The organism is Pseudomonas sp. GW531-T4 (assembly GCF_017349615.1).
GTDB lineage: Bacteria > Pseudomonadota > Gammaproteobacteria > Pseudomonadales > Pseudomonadaceae > Aquipseudomonas > Aquipseudomonas chlororaphis_I.
The window spans coordinates 23,803-47,881 of the sequence record NZ_JACMZT010000042.1 but is presented as its reverse complement, the minus strand read 5'-3'; the positions used below and the strand labels follow the sequence as shown (position 1 = coordinate 47,881).

Genomic DNA, 24,079 nt, shown 5'->3' with positions numbered 1-24,079 from the left:
AGTGGTCATGGTGGGTGAGGAGGGCATGGGGGCTATCCGTAGGTTTCCCGTTTCTTTGTAGGAAGAAACGTAATATTCAATAAGAATATTTTCGCCGGATAGCGTTTGGAAATCATGCCATGTACGAATAATGTTCTCTGGAGGAGGACGGTTTTGAGGGCAGCTCATTACTCCTCAGCAAAGTAATCGCTGTCGAGCTGTTTTACCTCGTACACCTGCTTAACGCTCACCCCTAGGTTGTGCTCGACCATCAGCCGAGCCAGCTCGACACCATCGATCAGTACTACCTTGATATCCAGGCCAAGCGCGGCGTCCCTTGCACCCATGGAAAAATCCGAGGTGGTGATGAACACACCCTTGCGTGCCCGCTGGCGGGTCAGTGCGCCTATGAATTTGTCGATCTCAGGGCGATGTACGGTGTTGCTCCAACGCTTGGCCTGTAGGTAGATCACGTCCAGACCGAGCTTGTCTTCCTTGATGATGCCGTCGATACCACCGTCATTAGTGAGTTGAGTGGCTTTGCCGGCTTCCTTACGTGAGCCGCCGTAGCCCATGGCTAGCATCAAATCGACCACCACTTGCTCGAAGAAGCTCGGCGTTGCTGCTCGCACTTGAGCAAGCAGTTCATCCGCCAGTGATTGCACAAGCGCTTGATGGGCTTCGGCCAGCTGTTCGTCTGGAGTGGTTTCCGATGCGGCGATATCCAACGCAGCGGGTATGTCTGCCGTTTGTGGCTTGGCGGTATGGAAGTCAGCGAACTCAGGGAATTGTTTCAACCAGCTCACGGTGATGCGCTCTGGCCCATTGGACAAGGCATCGAGGCCACGTGCGGTGATCTGCACCATGCCTTTGGCGGGAATGGTCAGTAGTCCTGCCTTGTTTAGATAAGTCCGAGCCCAGCCTACGCGGTTATTGATCACCGTCTGATGCCCTGAAGGCAGGTGTTCTTTGCGCTCTTCCTCGGTCAGTTGGAACTGATCAGCAATGCGCTCGCGCAGTTCACTGAGTGGCAACGGTGCACCGTTCTGCACGGTGGTCAGCACCGGCCGCATAACGCTTTGAAAATCCGGAATTGGCATGGTCACTCCTTAACCCAGTTGATCGTTTTCAGCGAGGCCTGCTGCCGACTTCAGCATCTTCAAGATCACCAGCGCAAACGCTCGGCTCTTGGTTTCGTTATCCAAGACTTCAAGCGACAGTTTCTCGTGGTCGGTCATGGCATCCAGTACGGTATCCAGAACGCGCTTGGGAAACAGGCCATGCATCACTTGATCCACGGAGTGGTTGTTCACCTGAGCCATCACATCTTCCTGGCGGCTAATGCGCTGGGCGATACCGGTGAGGAACTGCAGTTGGTCGTCATCGCTTACCTCGGCCCCGAAGATATCGTTCAACGCCTCGATGATTTCCGACAAGCGCTTCTTCTCCGGGTCATGGGGCTTGCCGCTGCCCACATCACTGCCGGGTTTGAGGGTGTATTCGCCTTTTTCTTCATTCAGACGCAGTTGATGCTCCGCGCGCTTGCTCAGGCGGTAGTGGCTCAGTTGCAGCTCGCCCACGTCTACGTCGTCTTGTTGCAGGCGGTCCAAGCGCAGCAACGGGTGCAGATGTTTGGCGTATACGCAAAGCTGCTCCAGTTCGCGATCCTCATAGGGGATGATCTGCGAGAGGAACTCATACAGGCGCACAAAGCTCTGCAGGTTTTTGCGGAACAAGTCGAGCTGATCGATCTGCTCGCCGGCTTCTTTCAGCGCATGTTCGGCTTTTTTCAAGCCAGCACTGTCGCCATTGGCTTCAGCTGTGCGTTTGTAATCAAGCGCCTGCTGGTGCGATTCCAGTGAGAAGGTGTACCGCTTGGCAAAGCGTTCCTTGGCCGGCGTGCAGTAATAGCTGAGTTTGCTGGCGGCCGCTTTGGGGTCGAAGAAGGCCATGGCGAATGCCTCGACCTCTTGCCAGTGATAGATCCCCTCGGCATCCAGTTTCTTCTGCAGGTCATAAATGATCTGCGGGTCGGTGACATCGGTCAGCTCGGCCTTGGTGTAGTACGGCAAGAAGGCGTCGAGAATATCCTGCGGCTCGTTGAAGAAGTCGAGGATGAAGGTTTCCTTGCTGTCACCGAAAGTGCGGTTCAGCCGCGACAGGGTCTGCACGCAGTCCACGCCTTGTAGCTTCTTGTCTACGTACATGGCGCACAGCTTGGGCTGATCGAAACCGGTTTGGTACTTGTTAGCCGCGATCATCACGTTGAAGTCTTGGGTGTCGAAGGCTTCGGCCAGGTCGCGGCCATTCAGGCCCGGGTTAAGCAGGTTGCTGCTTTCCGTCACCTCTTCAGGGATCACCTCATCCGCTAGCACGCTGCCGGAGAACGCCACCAGCGGGTGCACATCGTTGTACCCCATCTGCTGTACGTAGGCTCTCACCGCCAACTGGTAACGCACTGCTTCCTGGCGGCTACCGGTGACCACCATGGCCTTGGCCTGACCATTGAGCAATTTGCGGATATTGGCGCGGAAGTGCTCGACGATCACTTCTACTTTCTGGCTGATGTTGTACGGGTGCAAACGCACCCAGCGCGCCAGCTTGATACGTGCTTTCTTACTGTCCACCTCTTCGTCTTCGCCATCCGGGTGGGCGATTTTCCAGGCAGTGCTATAGGTGGTGTAGTTGCGCAGCACGTCGAGGATAAAACCCTCCTCAATGGCCTGGCGCATGGAGTACAGATGAAACGCCTCCGGCTTGTTGCTGGAACTGGCCGGTAGAGTCGGATCGGCCGGGCGCCCGAACAGCTCCAGGGTCTTGGCCTTGGGCGTAGCGGTGAAGGCGTAGTAGCTGATGCGCTCATTCGGTTGGCGCGCCTGCACCGCGGCGTCCAGCAGCTCTTCGGCGCTGACTTCCTCAGCCTCCAGCGCATCGCTGCCGAGAATCTGTTTCAGCTTGCTGGCCGACGAACCGGTCTGCGAGGAGTGCGCCTCATCGGCAATCACCGCATAGCGCCCGCTGGCAAGCTTGGGGTATTTGTCTAGGGCATCAAACAGAGCTGGGAAGGTCTGGATGGTGACGATGATGATGCGCGTTTGCTCGGCCAGCGCCTCGGCCAGTTGCTCGGATTTGCTTTGGTTGCCGACGTCACGGCTGATGGGTTTGACCACACCCTGGGCGTGCTCGAACTGGTAGATGGTGTTTTGCAGTTGGCTATCCAACACCGTGCGGTCGGTGACCACAATCACCGAGTTGAACAGGCGCTGGCCGGCATCATCGTATAGCGAGGCCAGTTGATGGGCCGTCCAGGCGATGGAATTGGACTTGCCCGAGCCAGCGCTGTGCTGGATCAAATAGCGCTTGCCCGGCCCTTCAGTGCGGGTGGTGTTGATCAGCTTGTTGACCACTTCCCACTGGTGGTAACGCGGGAAGATCATCGTTTCTTTGGTTACCAGCGTGCCGTCGAAGCCTTCGCTGGTTTTTCTGTCCAGGTGCAGAAAGCGCCCCAGCACCTTGAGCCAGGCATCTGGCTGCAGGAGACGCTGCCACAGGTAGCTGGTGGCGTATTGGTTGTCATCGGCGGGCATTGGGTTACCCGCGCCACCTTCCTCGCTACCGAGGTTAAAGGGCAGGAAGAAGGTGTCCTTACCCGTTAGTTTCGTGGTCATCGCCACTTCATTCTGGCCCACGGCAAAGTGCACCAGAGCACCACGTTTGAAGGTCAGCAGTGGCTCGGGCTTGCGTGTTAGCGGATCTTTCACCGGGCGGTCGTAACGGTACTGGCGCTTGGCGTTTTCCACTGACTGCTTGAACTCGCTTTTCAGCTCCAGCGTGGCGGTGGGGATACCGTTGACGAACAGCACCAAGTCCAGCCGTGGGTTGTAGCTCTGCCCACTGCCACCCGCTTCGCGGGCGTGTGGCGAGTAAGACATCTCCGGCACAACTCGCAGGCGGTTGCGCTGGTAGCGCTTGAGAGTGTCTGGGTTCATGCCGTGGTCGGGCTGGAAGCTGCACAGCTCCACTTTTACCGCAGGCAGCTTGAAACCATGACGCAACACATCCAAGGTACCGCTTTGCTCCAGCTCGCGTACCAGTTTTTGCACCAGCACGCCGTCTGGGTCATTCGGGTTGGCCTTGGCGAACTTGTCCCAGCGTTCTGGCCAGGCATCCTTGAAGTAGCCCAGCACATCTTCGGTGTACAACGCCGTGCGGCGGTCATAGCCACTGCCCGTGCCAACTAGCCAGCCTTGGGCGGCTAGGGCATCGATAATGTCCTGCTGAAACTGTGCTTCCTTGCTGTCCGCCATTACACGGCCTCTTGTGTTAGTTCAGGGGATGGCACGCTGACTGGAGGCTGCCAGCCGCGTACATCGATTTTGCCGGTGACGGCGGCGGAGATTAGGGCGGAGCGGCGTTCTTGGAGCAGAGCGATACCGTTTTCACCCTCGCTAATCAAGCGACTAATAAGGTCACGCTTAGAGTTCACTTCTGCGACAATTTCAGCCTGCTCGGTCAACGGAGGAACTGTTGTTGTAAGCTTCCTGACATCCGGCATACCTATGGTTTTTAAGGTGGCGCCAAACGTAAATCGACCAAGTTCTTCTTCCATTGCGTAGAAAACAAGCAGCAGATATTCGGGAAGCATTAAAGTTTCAATGCATATCCAAGCAATGAGATGCTGTGAAACACACATTTTTCGCGTAGTAATAGCCGCCAAGCCAATTGTTGCATCCCGAGTAAACACTACAGCACGTGCAGGAAGCAGCCTTGCTGACGAGTTGTTCATGCCCAAAGCAGTAATCATGTACTGAGTTTCATTTATGTAATCGACAACCTTTAACTGCTTGCTGTCGTTGAGTGAAACCCAAGGTATATCACCACCCTCCCAATACTCGGGATATTCCTTGCTTGGTGTATGACCGCTTTCAAGTTTGGCTATATTTTTCACCCTGGCCACATCCCAATGTGTCGGCACTTCGCCCAGCCACTCCACGCCGGAGTCTTTCATCGGAGCTGTGGGATCGAGACCTTTTGTGACTGCATGGGAGATGACAGCCTGGCGCTTTTCCTTGAGCAGTTCGATCAGGCGCTGCTGCTCTTCGATCAGCGCGTCGATGCGGGTGGTTTCGTGGTCGAGGAATCGGGCGATTTGGGCTTGTTCAGATTTCGTCGGTATTGGCAAAGGAACGGCAGCAACTTTTTCAGCCGTAAAATGCGCAATAGTCGATTTATTGCAAAGCATATCGACATAGCCATTTTTCTTGATGGCTATCATCCAAAAATATAGGAACCGCGTGTTATTTCCGTCAATTGATCTGATTCGATTGATTGAGTTCTGGAAGTAGCACTCCTCCTCATCAAATTCCCAGATGGCTGACCTACCAACATCGCCACCTTCACTGACTAACAAGTCACCTCGGCGTAACAGCAGTGATTTCTTTTCTTCTGCGCCAAACCACATACGCTTCACATCCACAGTATCAACGCCTGATAACTGGATGTTTGCTGCTCTTAGGTAAGGCAAAAATTCGTCACCGTCGCGCCGAGCTTCGGGTTGAAGCATCTTGCCTAATACAACCTCATAACCCCGCTTCAACAATGTAACGGCCCAATGATCAGGAACAACCCCTAGCCACTCGACCCCCGAATCTTTATACGCCGGATACGCAGGGAAGCTCATGCCGACAGCCCCTCGATCATCTGCTTGATGCGGTCAGTGCAAGCTTTCAGGTCGCGGTCAATATCGGCCAGCGGACGCGGTGGCTGGAACACGTAGAAGTGGCGGTTAAACGGAATCTCGAAGCCAACAATGCCGACCTCGCCGTCCAGCGCATCGGTCTTACTCACGTCGATCCAGGCATCCGGCACATGGGGGATGACTTCACGCTGGAAATAGTCGTACACCGACTCGCCCAGCGGCACGTTCTCGTTGTCGCGCAAGCCGGCGTCTGCTTCCGACTGGCCCTTGGTCATGCAGATATCCGCCTCGGGGTCGCGCTCGCTCAAGGCATTCAGCAGGGCTTTCAGCTCCGGTGCGCTGAGGCTGACGCTGTGGGCGGTAAGGGCTTTTTTCAGCAGCTTGCTGAACTGCTCGCGGTTGCGGTGCAGTTGGCTGGTGTCCATCGCTTGCAGGGCGGCCAACAGTTGTTGCTGAGTAGCGCTGTCGAGTTTCTGCAGGGCCTTTTCTTCCAGCACTTTGGCGATGCGCTCGGCACTGGTTTGGAAGTTCAGGCGCAGCGGACGTTCAACGGTAATGCGTCGATAGCCAAAGGCGTCGATGGGGAAGATCTTGCTCTGTGCGGTTTGCTCGAAGCTGCCATACAGGCGTACCAGCTCGCTGATTTGGTCTTCGGTGATGTACTGACGCTTGCTGCCCAGCGACTTACGCATTTTGGCGTAGTGCTGGCTGCCGTCGATCAGTTGCACTTTGCCCTGGCGCGCAGCAGCCTTGTGGTTGCTGAGTATCCACACATAGGTGGCGATACCGGTGTTGTAGAACATGTCGGTCGGCAACGCGACGATGGCTTCGACCAGATCGTTCTGCAGCAGGTAGCGGCGAATCTCCGACTCCCCCGAACCCGCGCCACCGGTAAACAGCGGCGAGCCATTGAGAATGATGCCGATGCGCGAGCCGCCGTCGCGCGGGTCACGCATTTTGCTGACCAGATGCAGGAGGAACAGCAACGAGCCATCGGATACCCGTGGCAGACCCGGGCCAAAACGGCCATCGAAGCCTTTGTGGGTGTGCTCATCGGTAATCTGTTTTTGTACCTTCTTCCATTCCACGCCAAACGGCGGGTTGCTGAGCATGAAGTCGAAGTGATGCTCGGGGCCGACCAATTGGTCATTGGACAGGGTATTGCCGAGTTTGATGTTCTCTACCTTCTGGCCCTTGATCAGCATGTCTGCCTTGCAGATTGCATAGGACTCGGGGTTCAACTCCTGGCCGTGCAGAGAAACGCTGACCTTCTCGCTGATGGACTGAATGTACTCATCGCCCTCGGACAGAAAGCCACCCGTACCGGCGGTTGGGTCATAGATGGTAACGATGTTGTTGGGCGCGAGTTTATGGTCTTGATCGGTGATCACCAGAGAAGTGGTGAGGTGCACAATATCCCGCGGGGTAAAGTGTTCCCCCGCTGTTTCGTTTGAGCTCTCGGCAAATTTACGGATCAACTCTTCGAAGATGATGCCCATGCCGAAGTTGCTGATGCGCTCGGGACTCAGGTCGGTGGCCGCAAACCGTTGCACTACCTGATAGAGCAGGTTGGCGCTGGCCAACTGCTGAACGAAGTCCTCGAAGTGGAAGTGTTCGAAGATCTCGTATGCGTCTTTGCTGAAGGCTTGTACATAACTCATCAAGTCGGCTGAGGTTTGAGTATCGGACAGCGTCTCGAGGGTCAGCGTGGAGGAGTTGAAGAATTGCAGGCCACCGGCTGCACGCTGCATATACATGTCACGTACGGTGTCTGGGCGGCCTTCCTGGGCGTAGAACTCGCGAACCACGGCATCTCTGGTCGGTGCCAGCACGCACTCCATACGCCGCAGCAGGGTGAATGGCAGGATGATGCGGCCGTACTGGGATTGCTTGAAATCACCACGCAGCAGGTCGGCAATCGACCAGAGAAAGGCGGCCGTCTGGGAATGATTTTCCATGTTCACGCAGTAATTCCTTGGGGATAGACAAAAAAGGGCAAGTCTAACCCGTCGAGCTGCCTACCTGTAACAGCCAATGTAGAAATGCAGACCATGGGTAGAAAGGAGCCAGCGGCCGCTTTACGCTCCATTCCCAACACTCAAGGAAAGTCAGGCTGTACACGAGTGGTGTCGCCAGCAACGACATTCCTGCTGCAAAGTGCTGATTTGAACATTGATGGTTTGGGTATGGGCTGAAGCATGTCTTGCAATAAAGGCGTTATTTTAAAAAGTCTTGAGGTATTAAAAAGCCGGCTTTTGGCCGGCTTCCTTGGAGTCTAAATCATTCGCTAAACGCCCTTGTCTCAATCACCCTCAACACATCCCGCACATCCTGCAGCAACAGTCTGGCGGTATTAGCCACGGTATCAATGTCCTTGTCGCTGGAGTCACGCAAGTTAGTGCAAACCATCAGATTCAGATAGTCGAGAGTGGTATGCAAACGCTCGCTAGCGCAGGCATGCAGATCTGATAGAGGTGCGTGGCTGTCAATAAAAAGCACTGGGGTTTCGCTGGCGATTGGGGTCAGGGGAATAAAACGTTCGGATGGGGTTTGGGTGTTCATCGCTGTACCTTGTCGAATAAATATATTGATTGAATGTCCTCTCGATAAGGCTGCGAACCCCTGTGCTGATCGAAATCAGCAGACGTGAAAACTATAGGTGTGGGGTGGATTAGGGACAACGGCGGGGCTGTAGGAAAGGTCTCGATTGAGGGTAGGGCGAGGCTGAGTCGTTGATCCTGCTGCAAACGAGATGGTCACCATGGACTCCGTTACCGCAGGTCTTGGCCGAGGGGGAGCATCCGCCATTCAGCCGCTGAGGTGCATCTGAACAATCGTGGTTTGCCGATTTAGGGCCGCTGCGCGCCCCATCGCAGCCTCGCGGGCTCGGCAGCGGCTACAGGGCCGCAGCAACACCCTCTGATCCCCAACCAACTTTGCTATTCTGCGCGCTTTTTACCCATTGCAAGGAGCGCAGGCATGACCCAGTCCGTTGGTGGCGGGAGGCGAGTAGGGGCAGGGACGCGGGGTGGTGTGTCTCGCCTGAGGCATTTTCTATTCCGGTTGGCTCCAGCGCTGTTTGTGGGTATGGCGCTGAGTGTGCCCACGGCCAATGCCAATCCCATCACCACCTATCGCGGCACGCTCGGCGATACGCCGGTGGAGCTGGCGCTTACCTATGACTCGCAATATGGCGGCGGGATGTCCGGCTATTGGTTTAGCGGGGCCGAGCGGTTGCCGATGCCTTTGGAGCTCACGCCGTTTCGTCAGGGCGGGGGGCTGTTGATCAATATCATGGATAACCCGACCTTGCCGGCGGCGGCTGTGTCGTTGCAGCCCTTTGCCGAGGGGGCCGAGGCGTTGCAGGGGGCCTTGGTCGATTTGCGCACAGGCGTGCAGCAGCCGTTGCAGTTGCAGCGGGTGATGCGTTTTGGCGGGAGTCAGCGCGAGGCCTTTGACGGTGAGTTGTTGCAGCCGGCGGCCGACAAGCAGTTCTATTTCAGTGTGCATGCCGTGCGCAATGCCGGAGAGGACACGGGGCGGGTGGACAACATCCGGGTGCTGAGCCGGGCCACCGGCGAGGTGGTGCAGGAGGTGGGCGGGCAGTGGTGCCTGGCTCCGACCGGGACCCGCACCCTGACCTTCGAGCATTTCGATGCCGACTCCACCCTCGATTTTCAGGTGCAGAGCTACAGCTTGAACGGCCCGTACGGCAGTGTGCTGTGCGCGCCGACCCAGTATTACCTGTACCACCCACAGACCCAGGCGTATCTGCGCCATCCGCAGTTGGAGCAGTTCGCCGCACAGGGCACGCTGCGCTTTGCCGCGGGCGGGCAGATGGAGTTCAGCAAGCAGGACTTTATCAACTTCAGTGCGGGCACCCGGCGTTGGGATTATTACCGTGTGATCAGCCCTGACCGGCTGGAATTCATTCAGTCTGGCGAGGAGCGTTTCTGATGCGAGTGGTTGATCTTTTTCGCGGGTTGGCGGCGTTGTTGCTGGTGTCGTGGCTAGTGCCGGCGCAAGCGGCCCATGGGGTGTACCAGGGCACCTTGGGCAAGCAGGCCATCGTGCTGACGCTGGGCAGCCAGAACGCGCTGTACCAGGGGACCTATGCCTACCAGCGCTATCGCACGCCGATCCGCCTCAAGCCGACCTTCAGCTTCAGCAACAAGGTGCTGGCCATGGACGAGCTGGACGAGCAGGGCCTGCCGGTGGCTCGGCTGCAGTTCAACGACCTGATGGTCAGCCGCCAGAGCGAGCAGGTGCGCGGCAGCTGGACCAGCTATCGCACCGGCAAGACCTTGCCCATCGCCTTGAAGCTGGTGGCCCTGGTGAACTCGGACTACTCGTGGCCGCAGCCGAACACCTCGCTGTTGCAGAGCGCGTCTACCAAACGCTGGTATTTCCAGGTGCCGATGCAGGGCAATGACCAGCGGATAACGGCGATCGAGGTGGTGGACAAGGCCAGCGGCAAACCGCTGCAGACCCTGACGCTGGCGGCGCCGGGTTGTCTGTATCAAGGGGTGGATATGTTGCAGGTGCAGGCGGAGGGGGAGAGCCTGCGGATCAGTTTGAGCGACTGCAAGTTGCCGGGGTTTCAGTGGAATGAGGGGAGTGGGCGGTTTGAGGCTTTGCCTTGAGTCGGTTTTGGTTTTGTAGGTTGGCTTGGTGTTTAGTCAGGCAGGCTGTGCTTGCAGGTTTGGCGACTGCTGCGCAGTCGGGCGCAGCCTCGCGTTGCTCGTCAGCGGCTACAGGGGCGGTGTCAGTTCGCGCTGCATGATCAGGGTGCGTTCTTCGCCATGGTATTGCTCGCGCAAGGTACGAAAGCCCAGGTTGGCGTAGAAGCCTTCGGCGGTGATCGAGGAGGGCACGGTCAGCTGGGTGATGCCGGCGCCCAGGGCCTGGCGTTCGAGTTCGGCCATCAGCTGGCGGCCGACGCCCTGGCCTTGTTTTTCCGGGGCGACGAAGACCGAGCGCACCACCTGGCCGTCGAGGCTGGCGGTGCCGACAATTTCGCCGGCGGCCTGTGCCACCCATACCTGGCGTTTGCTTAACAGCTGGCGCACGGCGTGCGGGCTGAAGTTTTGTCGCACCTGGGCGATCACGGCGGCTGGGTAGTCCTGGGCGTTGCTAGTCTGCAGGGCGGCGATGATCAGGCGGCTGATGGCGTCGGCGTCCTGCTCGTGGGCGGGGCGGATTTCACAGTCCATGTGGGGGCATCCTTTGAGAGGTAGACCCGGACACTAACCTTGGCGGGTCTGGTTCGCCAAGGGCTCAGTGCGTGCGACGCGCTTCCAGCCACTGAAACAGCAGCATGCCCGCCAGCATGGCCAGGACAAATACCCAAGCCTGCCAATGGAACGTGAACAGCAGGGTCAGCCCCGGCCCCGGGCAGATGCCGGCGATGCCCCAGCCGATGCCGAACAGCAGGCTGCCACCGATCAGGCGGCGGTCGATATCGCGGCGGGTGGGCAATTGCATGGTCGCGCCGAGCAGGGCATTGGGCTGTTTGATGGCCCAGTGGAACGGCCACCAGGCAGCGCCGATGGCGCCGAACATCACCAGCGCCAGGGACGGGTCCCACTGGCCCGCCAGGTCCAGAAAGTTCAGGACCTTGGTCGGGTTGGTCATGCCCGACAGCAGCAGGCCGAGGCCAAACAACAGGCCGGCGATAAAGGCCGTGACTTTGCGCATGTTCATAGCCCCATCCCGTGGCGCAGCAGCCAGACGGTGATAAAGCCGGTCAGCATAAAACTCAGGGTGGCGACCAATGAGCGCGGCGACCATCGGGAGATGCCGCAGACCCCATGACCACTGGTGCAGCCCGCGCCGTAGCGCGTACCCAGGCCCACCAACAGCCCGGCGCCGATCAGGCCGGCGATGCCGCTTTGGAACTCGATCGTCGGCAACACCTGGAACAGCCCCCAGAACAACGGCGCCAGCAGCAGGCCCGACAGGAACAGGGCCTTTTCGCTCCAGCCTTCGCTACCCGGTTGCAGCAGGCTGCCCAACAGGCCACTGATCCCGGCGATGCGCCCGTTGGCCATGACAAACAGGCCGGCGGCCAGGCCAATCAGCGCGCCACCGGCGAGGGCGCTCCAGGGCGTGAAGTGCAGCCAGTCGATGTTCATGGGGATATGGGGCTCATGTGAGGGACGGGTGAGTGGAGTTTAGTCTTTGGGGGGGTGGTGTGATATGTCTGAGGTGGCTGGAGGGGGAGTGGTGCTGTCAGTTGGAGAGTTGTCTGCGAGAGCAGCGGTATGTTGCAGAGCATCAGCGTACCCAGTAAGGCGATGAGTACTCTCATTACCAAGGCGTCCCTCTACCAGAAGGGGAGCCTACCAACTGCCATAGGGAATGCCATATTTCTCTATGTACCGCTTGGAGTTCTCGGGTAGCGGGTAGTAGTGCCCGTTTGATTTACCCAGGTGCGGCCCCAGCGGTTCAATCTCAGCTTGCGCACGGGCGACTTTGACTGTGTTGCGGCATTCATCTCTGACCCAGACTTGTACGATGCCACCGGGGGCCAGGCCTAAATAGAGCGATGCCATATAGCGAGCAGTCTGATGCGGAGTTTCCGGGCAGCGTCGGTTGGTCGAGGTAGTCATGATTTTCCGGGCCTCTTCTGGAATATCCACCCATGCCCGATAAGCCTGTGGCTCTACGACCGATTGCCAGCGTACGAAAATGCGCTTGGGCAGGTCAGCGCCAACCACTGATTTACCGCTACCTCCAACTCCCTTCCCGCCCCATCCTCTGGCCCACTCTTTGTCGTAACCCATATCACCACCCGCAGCGGAGCCGCCGCCAGTGCGAAGGAATAGCTTGCCGTTGATATCTTCAACAGCGCTGTCTTCAACCCAAACTTTCATATAGAACGGCTCGCTGAAGCCAAGCTGCCACCAAGGATCTTTGGGGTCGTTTTTTCCGGATAACGGGTCACTGACCTGGCAGCCAGTCAACAGCAGTGCGCCCAGCAGGGTGATGAATGCTCCCATTACCAACGTGTTCAGCCGAGTAGATATAGGGTGTTCACGTAATAAAGGAGAGCTCTGCCTACCAACTGCCATAGGGGATGCCGTATTTCTCTATATAGCGTTTGGACTTCTCGCTGACCTTGTAGGCGTAACGCCCATTGTTTTTTCCTTGGTCCGGCCCTAATGGCTCAACTTCGGCCTGGGTCCGGGCGACTTTGACCGGATGACGGCATTCATCTCTGACCCAGACTTGTACGATGCCGCCGGGGGCCAGACCTAAATAGACCGATGCCATATAGCGGGCGGCCTGATGCGGTGTCTCCGGGCAGCGCCGGTTAGTCGAGGTCCACATGATTTTTCGGGCTTCTTCCGGGATATCGACCCAGGTGCGATAAGTCTGTGGCTCTACTATGGATTGCCAGCGTACGAAAATGCGCTTTGGTAGGTCAGCGCCAACCACCGACTTACCGCTACCTCCAACTCCCCTCCCTCCCCATCCTCTGGCCCACTCTTTGTCGTACCCCATATCACCACCCGCAGCGGAGCCGCCACCAGTGTGAAGAAATAGTTTGCCGTTGATATCTTCAACAGCGCTGTCTTCGACCCAAACTTTCATATAGAACGGCTCGCTGAAGCCAAGCTGCCACCAAGGTGCCTTGGGGTCGTTTTTCCCAGATAGCGGGTCGCTAGCCAGACAGCCAGTCAACAGCAGTGCGCCTAGCAGGCGATGAATACTCTCATTACCAAAGCGTCCAGTCAGGTACGTGAGGGGACGTAGTCATTTAGCAACGCGCTTCGATATCAGAAGAGTTCTGTCTACCAACTGCCATAGGGAATGCCATATTTCTCTATGTAGCGTTTGGAGTTCTCGGACAGGGGGTAATAGTGCCCGTTTGATTTACCGAGGTGCGGTCCCAGCGGTTCAATTTCAGCTTGCGCACGAGCGACCTTGATCGTGTTGCGGCATTCATCACGCACCCAAATTTGCACGATACCGCCTGGAGCCAGACCTAAATAGACCGATGCCATGTAGCGAGCGGTCTGGTGTGGAGTTTCCGGGCAGCGTCTGTGAGTCGAGGTAAACATGATTTTTCGGGCTTCTTCTGGAATATCCACCCAGGCCCGATAAGTCTGTGGTTCTACGACCGATTGCCAGCGTACGAAGATGCGTTTAGGAAGGTCGGCCCCCACTACCGACTTGCCATTGCCTCCAACTCCGCTCCAGCCCCGGGCCCATTCCTTCTTTAAGCCGGGATCACCATCTGCAGCAGAACCGCGCCCGGTATGCTTGAAGAGTTGCCCGTTGATGTCTTCAACGGCAGTGTCCTCGACCCAGACTTTCATGTAGTACGGCTGGGTGAATCCCATCTCCCACCAGGGATCTTTAGGGTCGTTTTTTCCGGATAGGGGGTCGCTGGCCTGACAGCCAGTCAACAGCAGTGCGCCCAGCAGGGCGATGAATACTCTCATTACCAAAGCGTCCAGTCAGGTACGTGAGGGTGTTGCACACGCACGGCATCTGCCGTGGGGGCGTTGATGTAGACGACTTTAAGGCTGCCGCCATCCTGTTTGCCAAGCGGGTGGTTCCAGTGGGCCGAGAGATGGATATAACGCAGCTTGAGCATGGTCTCCTCGGCTGGAGTCGTACTGTAGTCACCGGCGACAAATCTGTCACAAAGGGCTTGCAGCTCTTGCGGGATGGCGTAGTCCGGGTCTTGTTTGTCGATGGTGTTGAAGCGTACGTCGTTCTCCTTGGCCAACTCATACATCACACGGAGATACACCCTCGATAGTCTGTTGCTCATCGGGCGCTTGAGCTGCAAGCCCACATACACTCGTTTTTGTCGTAAGCCGAGACGGTCCTGTGGATCTTGCGGTAGAACCATTGGCTCCGGTGTGACGATCTCCAGCCATTGTGCAGGCCAGCCCTTGGCCAGCCAGCGCGATTTTGCCTGTACCGCGTCTCGGTAAATCGAGGTTTGGGTCACATCAGTATTGAATGGCACCTCCAGCGCCTGCATCGGACTGACCAACACACACTCCTGCACCTCATCCAGATAACCGCCGCCGATATCCGAATGCGCGCCGGGCAGGGTGATTTCCACATGGTCGGGTTTGACCCGGCTCAGGGCAAAGTTGGCGCGGTACTCGTCGCGGGCGACCAATTGGACCACCGAGCGAAAGTAGCGACGGTCGAGGTGCAGCTTGATACCCGGGGCAATAGCGCTGCGTACGTTACCCAGATTACTCACGCCAGCAACCGACGGCACTGTGTCAAACAGGCCGATAAAACCCATGTCTACGTCGTTGCCGTACTGTCGGTTGAAGTGGCGACTAAAGGCTTTGGAGTGGTCGTGCAGAATCAGTTCAAGCGGCCCCAGCCAGCGTACGACTTCATTGGCAAAGTGCCGGGCTGCTGCGGCGCCTCGGCTGAAGCCGAAAGTATCGAAGATCAACGAAGTGATCTCACCCTCGGGGTTCTCCTTGTGAATGTCATCGATACGTTCCTTGATTGCGCGGAAGGCCTTCTGCACACACCCTGATATTCCCGTATCGCCACGTCCTGTACCCGAGGTAATAAGGCTGTCCTTCTCGCCAGTCCGCGTTCCTATACCTTCGATATAAATTGAGAGAAAGGCGTACTTTTTCAGGTCCTCTCCCTCAGCTTTCTGGTTGGAGAAGTACAAATCACTCAACCGCTTAACATTGCTCACATCATTCCCATAACTGCTCTCCGGATCCCTCATATACGGCTTGCAACTGCCATCGATACCCTTGGCTTCAATGGCGTGCTGCGCCCCGCAAATCTGGCCCATGGCCGAGTTGCTGGCGTTGTTTCCGGTACCGTCGAAGAACACACCGATGCGCAGCGCCACCTGGACCTTTTCAGGCGGTGGCGCAGGTTCCTTGGCGTATTTCTCATATTGGGCCCAGAGCTGTTCGCCGTAGCTGGGCTGTTCGGTCTCGGCGGCGCGTTCCGCGGGGCGCTGGTTGGGGTTGGCGGGCCGTAGAAGGTTGGGCATTGGCCCGGGTCCGTTGCTGGCCATGGGTGGTCCTGGTTCAGGCGAAAAGGGCGCTGGAAACCGTACCGGGAATGGCGGGGCAAGGATTTAGGAGGAATCTGCAAGAGGCTGGGCAGGTGCTGATTTGGTTGTAGGGGCGATTGATTGCCGGGATGTTTTTGTTGCCTGGGCGGGCGCTATCGCGAGCAAGCTTCGCTCCTACAGAAGAGCGTTTGCTCGCGATTGCGGGTTCAACGCCAGGCGCCGAGTGCTCCGAGGCTGAGCATCACCGCCGCCAGCATCCCCACCAAGGCAAACAACTGCTGCAGCCGCGGCCCCGCCAGGTAACGGGCGACCTGACGGCCGGCAATCAGCCCCAGCACCGCGCCGCCGGCGAAGGGCGCGCCCACCGCCCAGTGCATCACGCCGCTGAGGCTGGCGGTGATCACGCTGCCGGTGGACACCAGGGCGATCACCGCCAGGGAGGTGGCGACGATGCTTTTGCTGTCCAGGTTGGTGTAGCGGGTCAGCGCCGGGATGATCACGAAGCCGCCGCCGACCCCGAGCAACCCTGAGAGCAGCCCGGAGAGCATGCCGGTGAAGGTCAGGGCGCGAGCGCAGGGCAGGGTCCAGCGTAGCCGGCCTTGCAGCGGGTTGAGCACGCAGGGGCGGAACTCGGCGCGGGGCGCGGGTTGGCCGTGGCGCAGTTCGCGGGTGGCCTTGAGCAGGATGCGTCCGCAGGCGTACAGCAGCACCGCGGAAAACAGCAGGGCCAGCGGCAGGTTCGGCAGGCGGTGGGCCAGCCACAAACCCAGGGGCGCCATAAGGATGCCGATGGCGGCGACGAAGCCGGCGGCGCGGTAACGCACGATGCCTTCGCGCAGCCCCAGCACCGCGCCCACGGCGGCCGCCAGGCCCACCGCGAGCAGGCCGATGGGCGCGGCCTCAACCATGCTCAGGCCGAGGCCGAACACCAGCAGTGGCACCGCGAGAATCCCACCGCCGGCCCCGGTCAATGCCAGGATCGCCCCGATCAGCGCGCCGAGCCCGGCGCCCAACAAGCTGTACTCACTCATGATTCCGGCAGGTCCGTCACCAGGCTGGGCCGCGCCAGCCACTCATGGCCCTTGAGCATGCCGCGCCAGTACAGCGGCGGCAGGATGCGCTCCTTCAACCACCAGGCGCGGCGGGTCGGCTGACGCCCGTCCAGCAGCCAGGCCGGAAAGCTCGGCGCGACCTTGCCGCCGTAGGTGAATTCGGCGAGGACGATCTTGCCGCGCTCCACGGTCAGCGGGCAGGAGCCGTAACCGTCGTACTGCGCCCGGGTCGGCAGGCGCTTGAGGTTCACCAGCACGTTGGTGGCCACCACCGGCGCCTGCTTGCGCGCCGCCGCGGCGGTTTTCGCGTTGCTGGTATTGGTCCCGTCGCCGAGGCCATGGATGTTGCTGTAGCGCTTGTGCCGCAGGCTGTGCGGGTCGACGTCGATCCAGCCGGCGGCGTCGGCCAGCGGGCTGTTGCGGATAAAGTCCGGGGCGGTCTGCGGCGGTACCACGTGCAGCATGTCGAAAGGCAGCTCGATGCGTTCTTGCTGGCCCTCGGCGTTGTTGCGCACGAAGGTTGCCCGTTTGCCGGGGCCGTCCACCGCCACCAGGTTGTGGCCGAAATCCAGGGCGATGTCGTATTTCTTCACGTACTCCATCAGCGCCGGTACGTAGTCCGGCACGCCGAACAGCACGCCGCCGGCATTCAGGAAACGGGTGTTGATCTGCCCCAGCCGGCCGCTGCGCAGCCAGTGATCGCAGGACAGGTACATGGCCTTCTGTGGCGCGCCGGCGCATTTGATCGGCATCGGCGGCTGGCTGAACAGCGCCTGGCCCTGCTTGAGGTTCTGCGCCAGTTGCCAGGTGTAGGGCGCGAGGTCGTAGCGGTAGTTGGAGGTCACGCCATTCTTGCCCAGGGTTTCGCTCAGGCCGTCGATGGCGTTCCAGTCGAGCTTGAGGCCCGGGCAGACCACCAACTGGTCATAACCCAGCACGCGACCGTCGTTGAGTACCAGGGCATTGTGCTCCGGCTCGAAGCTGCTCACCGCGGCCTGAATCCAGGTCACTCCCTTGGGGATCAGCGAGGCCATGCTGCGGGCGGTGTCTTCGGCGCGGAACACCCCGGCGCCGACCAGGGTCCAGCCGGGCTGGTAATAGTGGGTGTCGGCCGGGTCGATAATGGCGACGTCCAGGTGCGGTTCGCGGCTGATCAGGCTGGACGCGGTGGCAATGCCAGCCGCGCCGCCGCCGACGATCAGCACCTGGTGGCTGCCGTTGACGGCTCGTTGGATGGGGGAAATCGGGCGCATGGCAGCGTCTCCTGGTGGAGTGGCGTTATAGGTTTTAAAGGGCGTTCAGCGGGATCTTCAGGTAGCTCACGCCGTTGTCGTCGGGCTCGGGGAACTGGCCGCTGCGCATGTTGACCTGCACCGAGGGCAGGATCAGCACCGGCATTTCCAGGGTGGCGTCGCGGGCTTCGCGCATGCGCACAAAGGCGTCCTCATCGATCCCTTCATGGATATGGATATTGTTGGCGCGCTGTTCGGCGACCGTGGTCATGTATTGCAGCTCGCGGCCGTTGGGCAGGTAGTCGTGGCACATGAACAGCCGGGTCTGCGGTGGCAGGGCGAGGATCTTGCCGATGGAGCGGTACAGGGTGCGCGCGTCGGCGCCGGGGAAGTCGCAGCGGGCGGTGCCGTAGTCGGGCATGAACAGGGTGTCGCCGACAAAGGCCACGGTCTCTTCTCCGACCTGTACCAGGTAGGTCATGCACGCCGGGGTATGGCCGGGGGTATGCAGGGCGCGGGCCTGGAGGTTGCCGATGGCAAAGCGGCTGTCGTCTTCGAGCAGCACGTCGAACTGGCTGCCGTCGCGGGCAAAACCCTGGCCTTCATTGAACAACTTGCCGAACACCTGTTGCACCACGGTGATCTGGTTGCCGATCGCCACCCGCGCGCCGAGCTGCGCCTTGAGGTAGGCCGCGGCGGACAGGTGATCGGCGTGCACGTGGGTCTCGAGGATCCAGTCGACCTGGGCGTCCAGTTCGCGCACCCGGGCAATCAGTTTGTCGGCGGACTCGGTGCGGGTGCGGCCGGACTTGGGGTCGTAGTCCAGCACGCTGTCGATCAGCGCGCAGCGCCGGGTGTCGAGGTCCATCACCAGATAGCTGATGGTCCATGTCTGGTGGTCGAAAAAGGCTTCTACGCACAGCGATGCGCCGATGATCATTGGGCTCTCCGAACAATAGGGTGACGCCGGCCAAGGCGGGCAGTCGTCCCTTGGACTGTCAATAAGCGTGCCAACCGGCGTGCACTGCTTTTACCGCCCATTCATTGAATTCAAAGGCCTGGGGCGGGCGTTCTGGCTGTCACTGTCAATTGTAGGTGGCAGTCGATTGGCAGTTTCTGGCAGAAAATGGCAGAAGCCGGGTCCATGGTTTAAGCTGCCGCGCAACGCCCAGGAGTTGCCATGCCCCAGTCCACCCATGCCCTTGCCAGTGCTGAAATGTTAGCCCTGATGTCCTATCTGGAACATGACGCTCAGCCGACGATCCTGTTAGACACCGACTACAACATCCTCGCGGCCAACACCGCCTACCAGCGCCAGTTCGGCGTCGAGGGCAAACCCCATGTCGGCGCCAAGTGCTACCGGGTGTCCCATCAGTTCGCGGTGCCGTGCGACCAGGCCGGCGAACATTGCCCGATGCGCAAAGCCTTCGAGACCCGCCTGCCGGAGCGCCTGCTGCATGTCCATCACACCCCACGCGGGCCGGAGCATGTGGACGTCGAGCTGCGGCCGATCCTCGGCGATACGGGGCAGGTGGTGGCCTATGTCGAGCGCCTGAGTTCGGTGGCGGTGGCTTCGGTGCAACCGCAGCAGAAGGGCCTGGTGGGGCGTTCGCCGGCCTTCAACGAGGCCTTGAGCGCCCTGCAGCGGGCGGCGCCGTCGCAGATCCCGGTGCTGTTGCAGGGCGAGTCCGGTACCGGCAAGGAGCTGTTCGCCCGCGCCCTGCACGATGGCAGTCCGCGCGCCGGTGGGCCGCTGGTGGTGGTCGATTGCACCGGCCTGACCGAGACCCTGCTGGAGAGCGAACTGTTCGGCTATGAGAAGGGCGCCTTCACCGGCGCCCTGCAACGCAAGATCGGCCTGGCCGAAGCAGCCCATGGCGGCACCCTGTTTCTCGACGAGATCGGTGAAGTGCCGCTGGCGATGCAGGTCAAGCTGCTGCGGCTGATCGAGTCCGGCAGTTTTCGTCCGGTGGGCAGCCTGCGCACCGTGCATTCGGACTTCCGCCTGGTCTCGGCGACCCACAAGCCGCTCAAGGAAATGGTCGCCGCCGGCACCTTCCGCCAGGACCTGTACTACCGCATCAGCGCCTTCCCGATCCGCCTGCCGGCCCTGCGCGAGCGCAGCGACGACCTGCCGCTGCTGATCGACAGCCTGCTGCAACGCCTGGCGCCGGGCGCGGTGCCGCGGGTCGCGCCACAGGCCCTGGAGCGCCTGGGCCTGTATGCCTACCCGGGCAATATCCGCGAGCTGCGCAATATCCTCGAACGGGCGCGCTTGTTCAGCGACGACGGGGTGATCCGCGTCGAGGACCTGCCCGAGGAATTGCGCGCCGGCAGCGCCGCCGCCACGACCCAGCCGAGCCGGCGCCGCGCGGGCAAGGACCTGGAGCAACTGGCCCACGCCCTGGAAGTGTTCGAAGGCTCGCGCAGCGAACTGGCCAAGGCCCTGGGCCTGAGCGAACGCACCCTGTACCGACGCCTGAAAGCCCTGGGCATTTCCTGAACCTGTTCACCCCTTGATATCCCGTCCCCGCTCAATGCTTGTGTAGCCGCTGCCGCAGGCTGCGATCGAGCGGCACGCTCGCGGCGATCTTGCTGGCGTCGGAGCCCCTTCGGGTCTATCGCAGGCTTCGCCAGCGGCTACAGGGATGCTGTGATCCCCTCGATATTCCGGCCCCGCTCATGCGTGTAGCCGCTGCCGCAGGCTGCGATCGAGCGGTACGCTCGCGGCGATCTTGCCGACGCCGGAGACCCTTCGGGTCTATCGCAGCCTCGCGGGGCTCGGCAGCGGCTACAGGGAACGGGGACACCCTCGATATTCCGGTCCCGCCAAATGCATGTAGCCGCTGCCGCAGGCTGCGATCGAGCGGCACGCTCGTGGGGATCTTGCGGGCGCTGGAGACCCTGCGGGTCTATCGCAGCCTCGCGGGGCTCGGCAGCGGCTACAGGGAACGGGGACACCCTCGATATTCCGGCCCTGCTCAATGCTTGTGTAGCCGCTGCCGCAGGCTGCGATCGAGCGGCACGCTCGCGGCGATCTTGCTGGCGCCGGAGACCCTTCGGGTCTATCGCAGGCTGCGCCAGCGGCTACAGGGGCGAGCGGGGTGACAATCGGCTGTTGTGGCCGGGCAGGTCGCAGGCCATCACCCACATCCCTATTTGCTCCAGGTCGGTGTTGAAGGGGACCTCGCCTATCTGGCGCAGGCCGGCGCTGGCATAAAAGCGCTGGGCGCCAATGTTGCTCTTGAGCACGTCCAGCCACAGGCAGGGTTCACCCGCATCGGTGGCGCGCTGCAGCACATGCTCAAGCAAGCGGCGACCGTGCCCCTTGCCGGCCTGGGATTTGAGCAGATAGATCTTCTGCAACTCGGCACCGGGAATGCCGCTGCCCGGAGTGGGCCGTGCCCAGTTGAGTTTGGCGAAACCTATGGGTTGCTGTTGCTCGTCCAGGGCCAGCAGCCACAGATGCTCGCTCTTGGCGGCAAGAGAGTCTTGCAGGCTGCGGAGGGAGAAGTCCTGGTCGAGAAACCGCTGTATGCCTTCAGCGCTCCAGATCGAGGAGAAATGCTCGCGGTAGGTGGCGCATCCGATGGCTTGGAGGGCATCGATATCGCGGCTGTCAGCTTCACGGATGGTGATCATGCTTCGCTCCTTGATGGCATTGGCGGATCGGACCCGGTGCGGCAGCTTAGCCTTTGCGCAGCTGAGGCTCCAGTACTCCGCTGTCATTGGCGCATGGGTTCCAGGGCACGATGGCGATGCGCCGTGGTCGTAGCTTCTGCCCCCCTTTATCCGCCGCCTTGCCCGTAGCGCCGGGCCTTTCAGGAGCTGACATGAGCCAGGATCTACTCGCCACCGAAACCAATCGCCGCCAGTTGCAGCAGATCATTTCCGGACTGTCCGACGGGGTCATCCTGCTCGAGGCGGACCGGCGCATCGTCTGGGCCAACGAGGCGGCGCTGGCCATGCACGGGGTCGAAGACATCAGTGAGCTGGGCGCCGATGACCGCCAGTACGCCGAGCGTTTCGCTCTGCGTTATCGCAACAATCACCCTCTGGCCCTGGAGAGCTACCCCATCAATAGGGTCGCCGCCGGGGAGACCTTCAGCGATGTGGTGGTGGAGGTGCGCAGCGGCGAGGGCGAGGAGGCGCGCACCTGGGTGCATCGGGTGCGCAGCATGATCCTCACCGACCGTGCCGGCGAGGTGGAGTCCCTGGTGCTGATCCTCAGCGACGCCACCGAGTGGGCCAGCGCCGAGCAGCGTTTCGAGAAGACCTTCAATTCCAACCCGGCGCCGGCGGTGATCTGCCGCCTCAGCGACCTGCGCTACATCAAGGTCAACCAGGGCTTCCTGGAAATGACCGGCTATGCCCGCGACCAGGTGATCGGCCGCTCGGTGTACGAGGTGGATGTGCTGGAGGGCGCCGAGCGCAAGGACCTGGCCATCGAGCGCCTGAACCAGGGCGCGACCATCCCGCAGATGCAGGCCGAGCTGCGTTTGCCCGAAGGCGGCAGCAAGCTGGTGATCGTCGCCGGCCAGCCGCTGGATATCAACGAAGAAGACTGCATGCTGTTTTCCTTCATGGACCTGGAGCCACGACGCAAGGCCGAGGTTGCCCTGCGCCAGAGCGAGGAGCGTTTTGCCAAGGCGTTCCGCCTGACGCCGGTGCCGACCCTGGTGTGCGGCGCCGACAGCCAGCAGATCGTCGACGTCAACGAGGCCTTTCTCGACAGCACCGGTTACGCCGCCGAAGAGCTGCTGGGCAAGACCGTGGAAGAAGTCGGTTTTATCGCCAGCCCGCAGGCCTGCGCCAGCCTGTTCGGCGCCTTGGAGAAAAGCGCCGATGTGCGCAACCTCGACCTCAGGGTGCTGAAGAAGGGCGGCGAACTGCTCGACTGCGTGCTCTCGGCCGACACCGTGAACATCCAGGACAAGCCCAGCTACCTGCTGGTGCTGATGGACATCACCGAGCGCAAGCGCTCCGAGCTGGAGCTGGTGTCGGCGATCGAGGAGGTGATGCGCGATGCCTCGTGGTTCAGCCAGACCCTGATCGAAAAGCTGGCCAATGTCCGCAGCGCCAACCAGGCCGAGCAGCCCAGCGCGTCCTTTACCGACCTGACCGCCCGCGAGCGCGATGTGCTGGGGCTGATCTGCGAGGGCCTGGCCGACAAGGAGATCGCCGCGCGCCTGCAACTGGCGCCCAGCACGGTGCGCAATCACGTGGCCACGGTGTATTCCAAGCTGGCAGTGCACAGCCGCGCCGAGGCCATTGTCTGGGCTCGCGAGCGCGGGCTGTTCAGCGGCGACCGTCGCGGCAAGGCGCAGCGCTGAAAGGTGCAGCGCTGACCGGTGCAAATGCACCAGTGTCACCAGTACAAATGACGCTTCTGCGGCGTCACGGGGTTTCTTAGGCTGGGTGATGTGCGGTGCCGTGGCGGACACGGGCCGCTCACGAAAATCATCAGCTGAAGGAATGCACGATGCGTAGCGAACAGATCAAAGGTGCGATGGGCACGGCGGCCGGCAAGGCCCAGGGTGCAGTAGGCGAACTGCTGGACGACCAGCAGATGCGCCTGGAAGGCGCCGCCCGCCAGGCCGCCGGGCAGTTGCAGGAAACCTATGGCGATGCGCTGGATAGCGTCTCCACTTTTGTCCGCAACAAACCCTTGGCCAGTGTCGCCATCCTCGCCGGGATCGGCCTGCTGGCCGGCCTGTTGTGGCGTCGCCACTGAAGGAGGCCTGGGTGATTTCCCAGGCGCAGTTGCGCCGCTACATCGAACAGGGGTTCGCGCCCCTGGCCTGTGCCTTCAGCACCGGCTCCGATTCCACACTGACCCTGCGGGTCTTCGAGCCTGAAAGCGGCCGGGTCGACCTGGTGGTCACCGGCATCGACCCGCGCACGCTCGCGACAGAGGCGGACGTGCTGGCGATGATCGAGGAGCTGCTGTACGAGCTGCGCAGCAACTCCATCAGCCTGGTGCACCTGTCCTGACCGGGGAGCCGCCTCTGTAGGAGCGAGGCTTGCCCGCGATGGTGGTGAACGATAACGCGGGTTGTCTGAAACACCGCGTTGTCATGAGGATTTTTCG

The 24,079-nt window shown here is 60.5% G+C and carries 21 protein-coding genes and 1 pseudogene; 6 read left to right on the top strand and 16 right to left on the bottom strand.

What is annotated here, in order from left to right; all coding sequences use genetic code 11:
- Positions 1–167 precede the first annotated feature (167 nt).
- From J4D28_RS25425 to J4D28_RS25405, 5 genes are all read right to left on the bottom strand, one after another.
- On the bottom strand, positions 168–1,079 hold the full coding sequence (locus J4D28_RS25425) for a restriction endonuclease (protein WP_103331920.1): 912 nt from the start codon (positions 1,077–1,079) through the stop codon (positions 168–170).
- A 9-nt stretch (positions 1,080–1,088) separates the two neighbouring features.
- Positions 1,089–4,286 carry a type I restriction endonuclease subunit R gene (locus J4D28_RS25420; RefSeq protein WP_103331919.1) on the bottom strand — a complete coding sequence of 1,066 codons (3,198 nt, stop codon included), beginning with the start codon at positions 4,284–4,286 and terminating at the stop codon, positions 1,089–1,091.
- Positions 4,286–5,659 carry a restriction endonuclease subunit S gene (locus J4D28_RS25415; protein ID WP_103331918.1) on the bottom strand — a complete coding sequence of 458 codons (1,374 nt, stop codon included), beginning with the start codon at positions 5,657–5,659 and terminating at the stop codon, positions 4,286–4,288. Before J4D28_RS25415 ends, J4D28_RS25420 begins: the two co-directional genes overlap by 1 nt.
- Entirely contained in the window at positions 5,656–7,641 is a 1,986-nt protein-coding gene (locus tag J4D28_RS25410) for a class I SAM-dependent DNA methyltransferase (protein ID WP_207246469.1), read from the bottom strand. Before J4D28_RS25410 ends, J4D28_RS25415 begins: the two co-directional genes overlap by 4 nt.
- Positions 7,642–7,957: 316 nt before the next feature.
- Complete coding sequence (locus tag J4D28_RS25405; RefSeq protein ID WP_103331722.1) at positions 7,958–8,239, bottom strand: fructose-bisphosphate aldolase; 282 nt, start codon at positions 8,237–8,239, stop codon at positions 7,958–7,960.
- A gap of 417 nt (positions 8,240–8,656) precedes the next feature.
- Here J4D28_RS25405 and J4D28_RS25400 point away from each other — a divergent pair, with 417 nt between their 5' ends.
- Positions 8,657–9,634: a hypothetical protein gene (locus J4D28_RS25400; protein ID WP_103331721.1), complete on the top strand. Its 978-nt coding sequence runs from the start codon at positions 8,657–8,659 to the stop codon at positions 9,632–9,634.
- Complete coding sequence (locus J4D28_RS25395) at positions 9,634–10,320, top strand: hypothetical protein (protein WP_103331720.1); 687 nt, start codon at positions 9,634–9,636, stop codon at positions 10,318–10,320. Before J4D28_RS25400 ends, J4D28_RS25395 begins: the two co-directional genes overlap by 1 nt.
- Positions 10,321–10,428: 108 nt before the next feature.
- On the opposite strand, the gene J4D28_RS25390 is transcribed toward J4D28_RS25395, so the two are convergent.
- The 10 genes and pseudogenes from J4D28_RS25390 to J4D28_RS25345 form a co-directional block, all read right to left on the bottom strand.
- Positions 10,429–10,890 (bottom strand): GNAT family N-acetyltransferase, encoded by a 462-nt coding sequence (locus tag J4D28_RS25390; RefSeq protein WP_103331719.1) that lies wholly within the window; start codon positions 10,888–10,890, stop codon positions 10,429–10,431.
- A 64-nt stretch (positions 10,891–10,954) separates the two neighbouring features.
- The gene (locus J4D28_RS25385; protein WP_029526518.1) at positions 10,955–11,374 is read right to left on the bottom strand and encodes a DUF6691 family protein; all 420 of its coding nucleotides are present in this window, start codon (positions 11,372–11,374) and stop codon (positions 10,955–10,957) included.
- Between the two features lie 2 nt (positions 11,375–11,376).
- Complete coding sequence (locus J4D28_RS25380; RefSeq protein ID WP_103331718.1) at positions 11,377–11,811, bottom strand: YeeE/YedE family protein; 435 nt, start codon at positions 11,809–11,811, stop codon at positions 11,377–11,379.
- A gap of 207 nt (positions 11,812–12,018) precedes the next feature.
- Positions 12,019–12,678 carry a DUF2931 family protein gene (locus J4D28_RS25375; protein WP_101282236.1) on the bottom strand — a complete coding sequence of 220 codons (660 nt, stop codon included), beginning with the start codon at positions 12,676–12,678 and terminating at the stop codon, positions 12,019–12,021.
- 58 nt (positions 12,679–12,736) lie between these two features.
- Positions 12,737–13,398: pseudogene (locus J4D28_RS25370) on the bottom strand (DUF2931 family protein).
- A 75-nt stretch (positions 13,399–13,473) separates the two neighbouring features.
- Positions 13,474–14,127 carry a DUF2931 family protein gene (locus J4D28_RS25365; protein WP_110177088.1) on the bottom strand — a complete coding sequence of 218 codons (654 nt, stop codon included), beginning with the start codon at positions 14,125–14,127 and terminating at the stop codon, positions 13,474–13,476.
- Complete coding sequence (locus J4D28_RS25360; protein WP_103331715.1) at positions 14,127–15,704, bottom strand: DUF2235 domain-containing protein; 1,578 nt, start codon at positions 15,702–15,704, stop codon at positions 14,127–14,129. Before J4D28_RS25360 ends, J4D28_RS25365 begins: the two co-directional genes overlap by 1 nt.
- A 206-nt stretch (positions 15,705–15,910) precedes the next feature.
- A complete protein-coding gene (locus tag J4D28_RS25355) occupies positions 15,911–16,735 on the bottom strand; it encodes a sulfite exporter TauE/SafE family protein (protein ID WP_103331714.1) in 825 nt (274 codons plus the stop codon).
- Positions 16,732–18,009 (bottom strand): FAD/NAD(P)-binding oxidoreductase, encoded by a 1,278-nt coding sequence (locus tag J4D28_RS25350; protein ID WP_103331713.1) that lies wholly within the window; start codon positions 18,007–18,009, stop codon positions 16,732–16,734. Before J4D28_RS25350 ends, J4D28_RS25355 begins: the two co-directional genes overlap by 4 nt.
- A 34-nt stretch (positions 18,010–18,043) precedes the next feature.
- Positions 18,044–18,928 carry an MBL fold metallo-hydrolase gene (locus J4D28_RS25345; protein WP_016701766.1) on the bottom strand — a complete coding sequence of 295 codons (885 nt, stop codon included), beginning with the start codon at positions 18,926–18,928 and terminating at the stop codon, positions 18,044–18,046.
- Positions 18,929–19,168: 240 nt separating this feature from the next.
- Here J4D28_RS25345 and J4D28_RS25340 point away from each other — a divergent pair, with 240 nt between their 5' ends.
- Positions 19,169–20,491, top strand: a complete 1,323-nt coding sequence (locus J4D28_RS25340) for a sigma-54-dependent Fis family transcriptional regulator (protein WP_103331712.1) — start codon at positions 19,169–19,171, stop codon at positions 20,489–20,491.
- 584 nt (positions 20,492–21,075) lie between these two features.
- Here J4D28_RS25340 and J4D28_RS25335 read toward each other — a convergent pair.
- The gene (locus tag J4D28_RS25335) at positions 21,076–21,630 is read right to left on the bottom strand and encodes a GNAT family N-acetyltransferase (protein WP_103331711.1); all 555 of its coding nucleotides are present in this window, start codon (positions 21,628–21,630) and stop codon (positions 21,076–21,078) included.
- A gap of 191 nt (positions 21,631–21,821) precedes the next feature.
- On the opposite strand from J4D28_RS25335, the gene J4D28_RS25330 reads away from it, so the two are divergent.
- From J4D28_RS25330 to J4D28_RS25320, 3 genes are all read left to right on the top strand, one after another.
- The gene (locus tag J4D28_RS25330) at positions 21,822–23,321 is read left to right on the top strand and encodes a PAS domain S-box protein (protein ID WP_103331710.1); all 1,500 of its coding nucleotides are present in this window, start codon (positions 21,822–21,824) and stop codon (positions 23,319–23,321) included.
- A 149-nt stretch (positions 23,322–23,470) separates the two neighbouring features.
- Positions 23,471–23,722 carry a CsbD family protein gene (locus J4D28_RS25325; RefSeq protein ID WP_103331709.1) on the top strand — a complete coding sequence of 84 codons (252 nt, stop codon included), beginning with the start codon at positions 23,471–23,473 and terminating at the stop codon, positions 23,720–23,722.
- A gap of 11 nt (positions 23,723–23,733) precedes the next feature.
- Complete coding sequence (locus tag J4D28_RS25320) at positions 23,734–23,982, top strand: DUF1652 domain-containing protein (protein WP_009048452.1); 249 nt, start codon at positions 23,734–23,736, stop codon at positions 23,980–23,982.
- The last annotated feature ends 97 nt before the right edge of the window (positions 23,983–24,079 follow it).

Bases quoted from the DNA above. Each gene is read 5' to 3' on its own strand.
- J4D28_RS25345 (WP_016701766.1), bottom strand. From the start codon at position 18,928: ATGATCATCGGCGCATCGCTGTGCGTAGAAGCCTTTTTCGACCACCAG.
- J4D28_RS25390 (WP_103331719.1), bottom strand. From the start codon at position 10,890: ATGGACTGTGAAATCCGCCCCGCCCACGAGCAGGACGCCGACGCCATC.
- J4D28_RS25355 (WP_103331714.1), bottom strand. From the start codon at position 16,735: ATGAGTGAGTACAGCTTGTTGGGCGCCGGGCTCGGCGCGCTGATCGGG.
- J4D28_RS25360 (WP_103331715.1), bottom strand. From the start codon at position 15,704: ATGGCCAGCAACGGACCCGGGCCAATGCCCAACCTTCTACGGCCCGCC.
- J4D28_RS25395 (WP_103331720.1), top strand. From the start codon at position 9,634: ATGCGAGTGGTTGATCTTTTTCGCGGGTTGGCGGCGTTGTTGCTGGTG.
- J4D28_RS25400 (WP_103331721.1), top strand. From the start codon at position 8,657: ATGACCCAGTCCGTTGGTGGCGGGAGGCGAGTAGGGGCAGGGACGCGG.
- J4D28_RS25405 (WP_103331722.1), bottom strand. From the start codon at position 8,239: ATGAACACCCAAACCCCATCCGAACGTTTTATTCCCCTGACCCCAATC.
- J4D28_RS25385 (WP_029526518.1), bottom strand. From the start codon at position 11,374: ATGCGCAAAGTCACGGCCTTTATCGCCGGCCTGTTGTTTGGCCTCGGC.
- J4D28_RS25335 (WP_103331711.1), bottom strand. From the start codon at position 21,630: ATGATCACCATCCGTGAAGCTGACAGCCGCGATATCGATGCCCTCCAA.
- J4D28_RS25380 (WP_103331718.1), bottom strand. From the start codon at position 11,811: ATGAACATCGACTGGCTGCACTTCACGCCCTGGAGCGCCCTCGCCGGT.
- J4D28_RS25420 (WP_103331919.1), bottom strand. From the start codon at position 4,286: ATGGCGGACAGCAAGGAAGCACAGTTTCAGCAGGACATTATCGATGCC.
- J4D28_RS25375 (WP_101282236.1), bottom strand. From the start codon at position 12,678: ATGGGAGCATTCATCACCCTGCTGGGCGCACTGCTGTTGACTGGCTGC.
- J4D28_RS25330 (WP_103331710.1), top strand. From the start codon at position 21,822: ATGAGCCAGGATCTACTCGCCACCGAAACCAATCGCCGCCAGTTGCAG.
- J4D28_RS25340 (WP_103331712.1), top strand. From the start codon at position 19,169: ATGCCCCAGTCCACCCATGCCCTTGCCAGTGCTGAAATGTTAGCCCTG.
- J4D28_RS25365 (WP_110177088.1), bottom strand. From the start codon at position 14,127: ATGAGAGTATTCATCGCCCTGCTGGGCGCACTGCTGTTGACTGGCTGT.
- J4D28_RS25415 (WP_103331918.1), bottom strand. From the start codon at position 5,659: ATGAGCTTCCCTGCGTATCCGGCGTATAAAGATTCGGGGGTCGAGTGG.
- J4D28_RS25425 (WP_103331920.1), bottom strand. From the start codon at position 1,079: ATGCCAATTCCGGATTTTCAAAGCGTTATGCGGCCGGTGCTGACCACC.
- J4D28_RS25350 (WP_103331713.1), bottom strand. From the start codon at position 18,009: ATGCGCCCGATTTCCCCCATCCAACGAGCCGTCAACGGCAGCCACCAG.
- J4D28_RS25325 (WP_103331709.1), top strand. From the start codon at position 23,471: ATGCGTAGCGAACAGATCAAAGGTGCGATGGGCACGGCGGCCGGCAAG.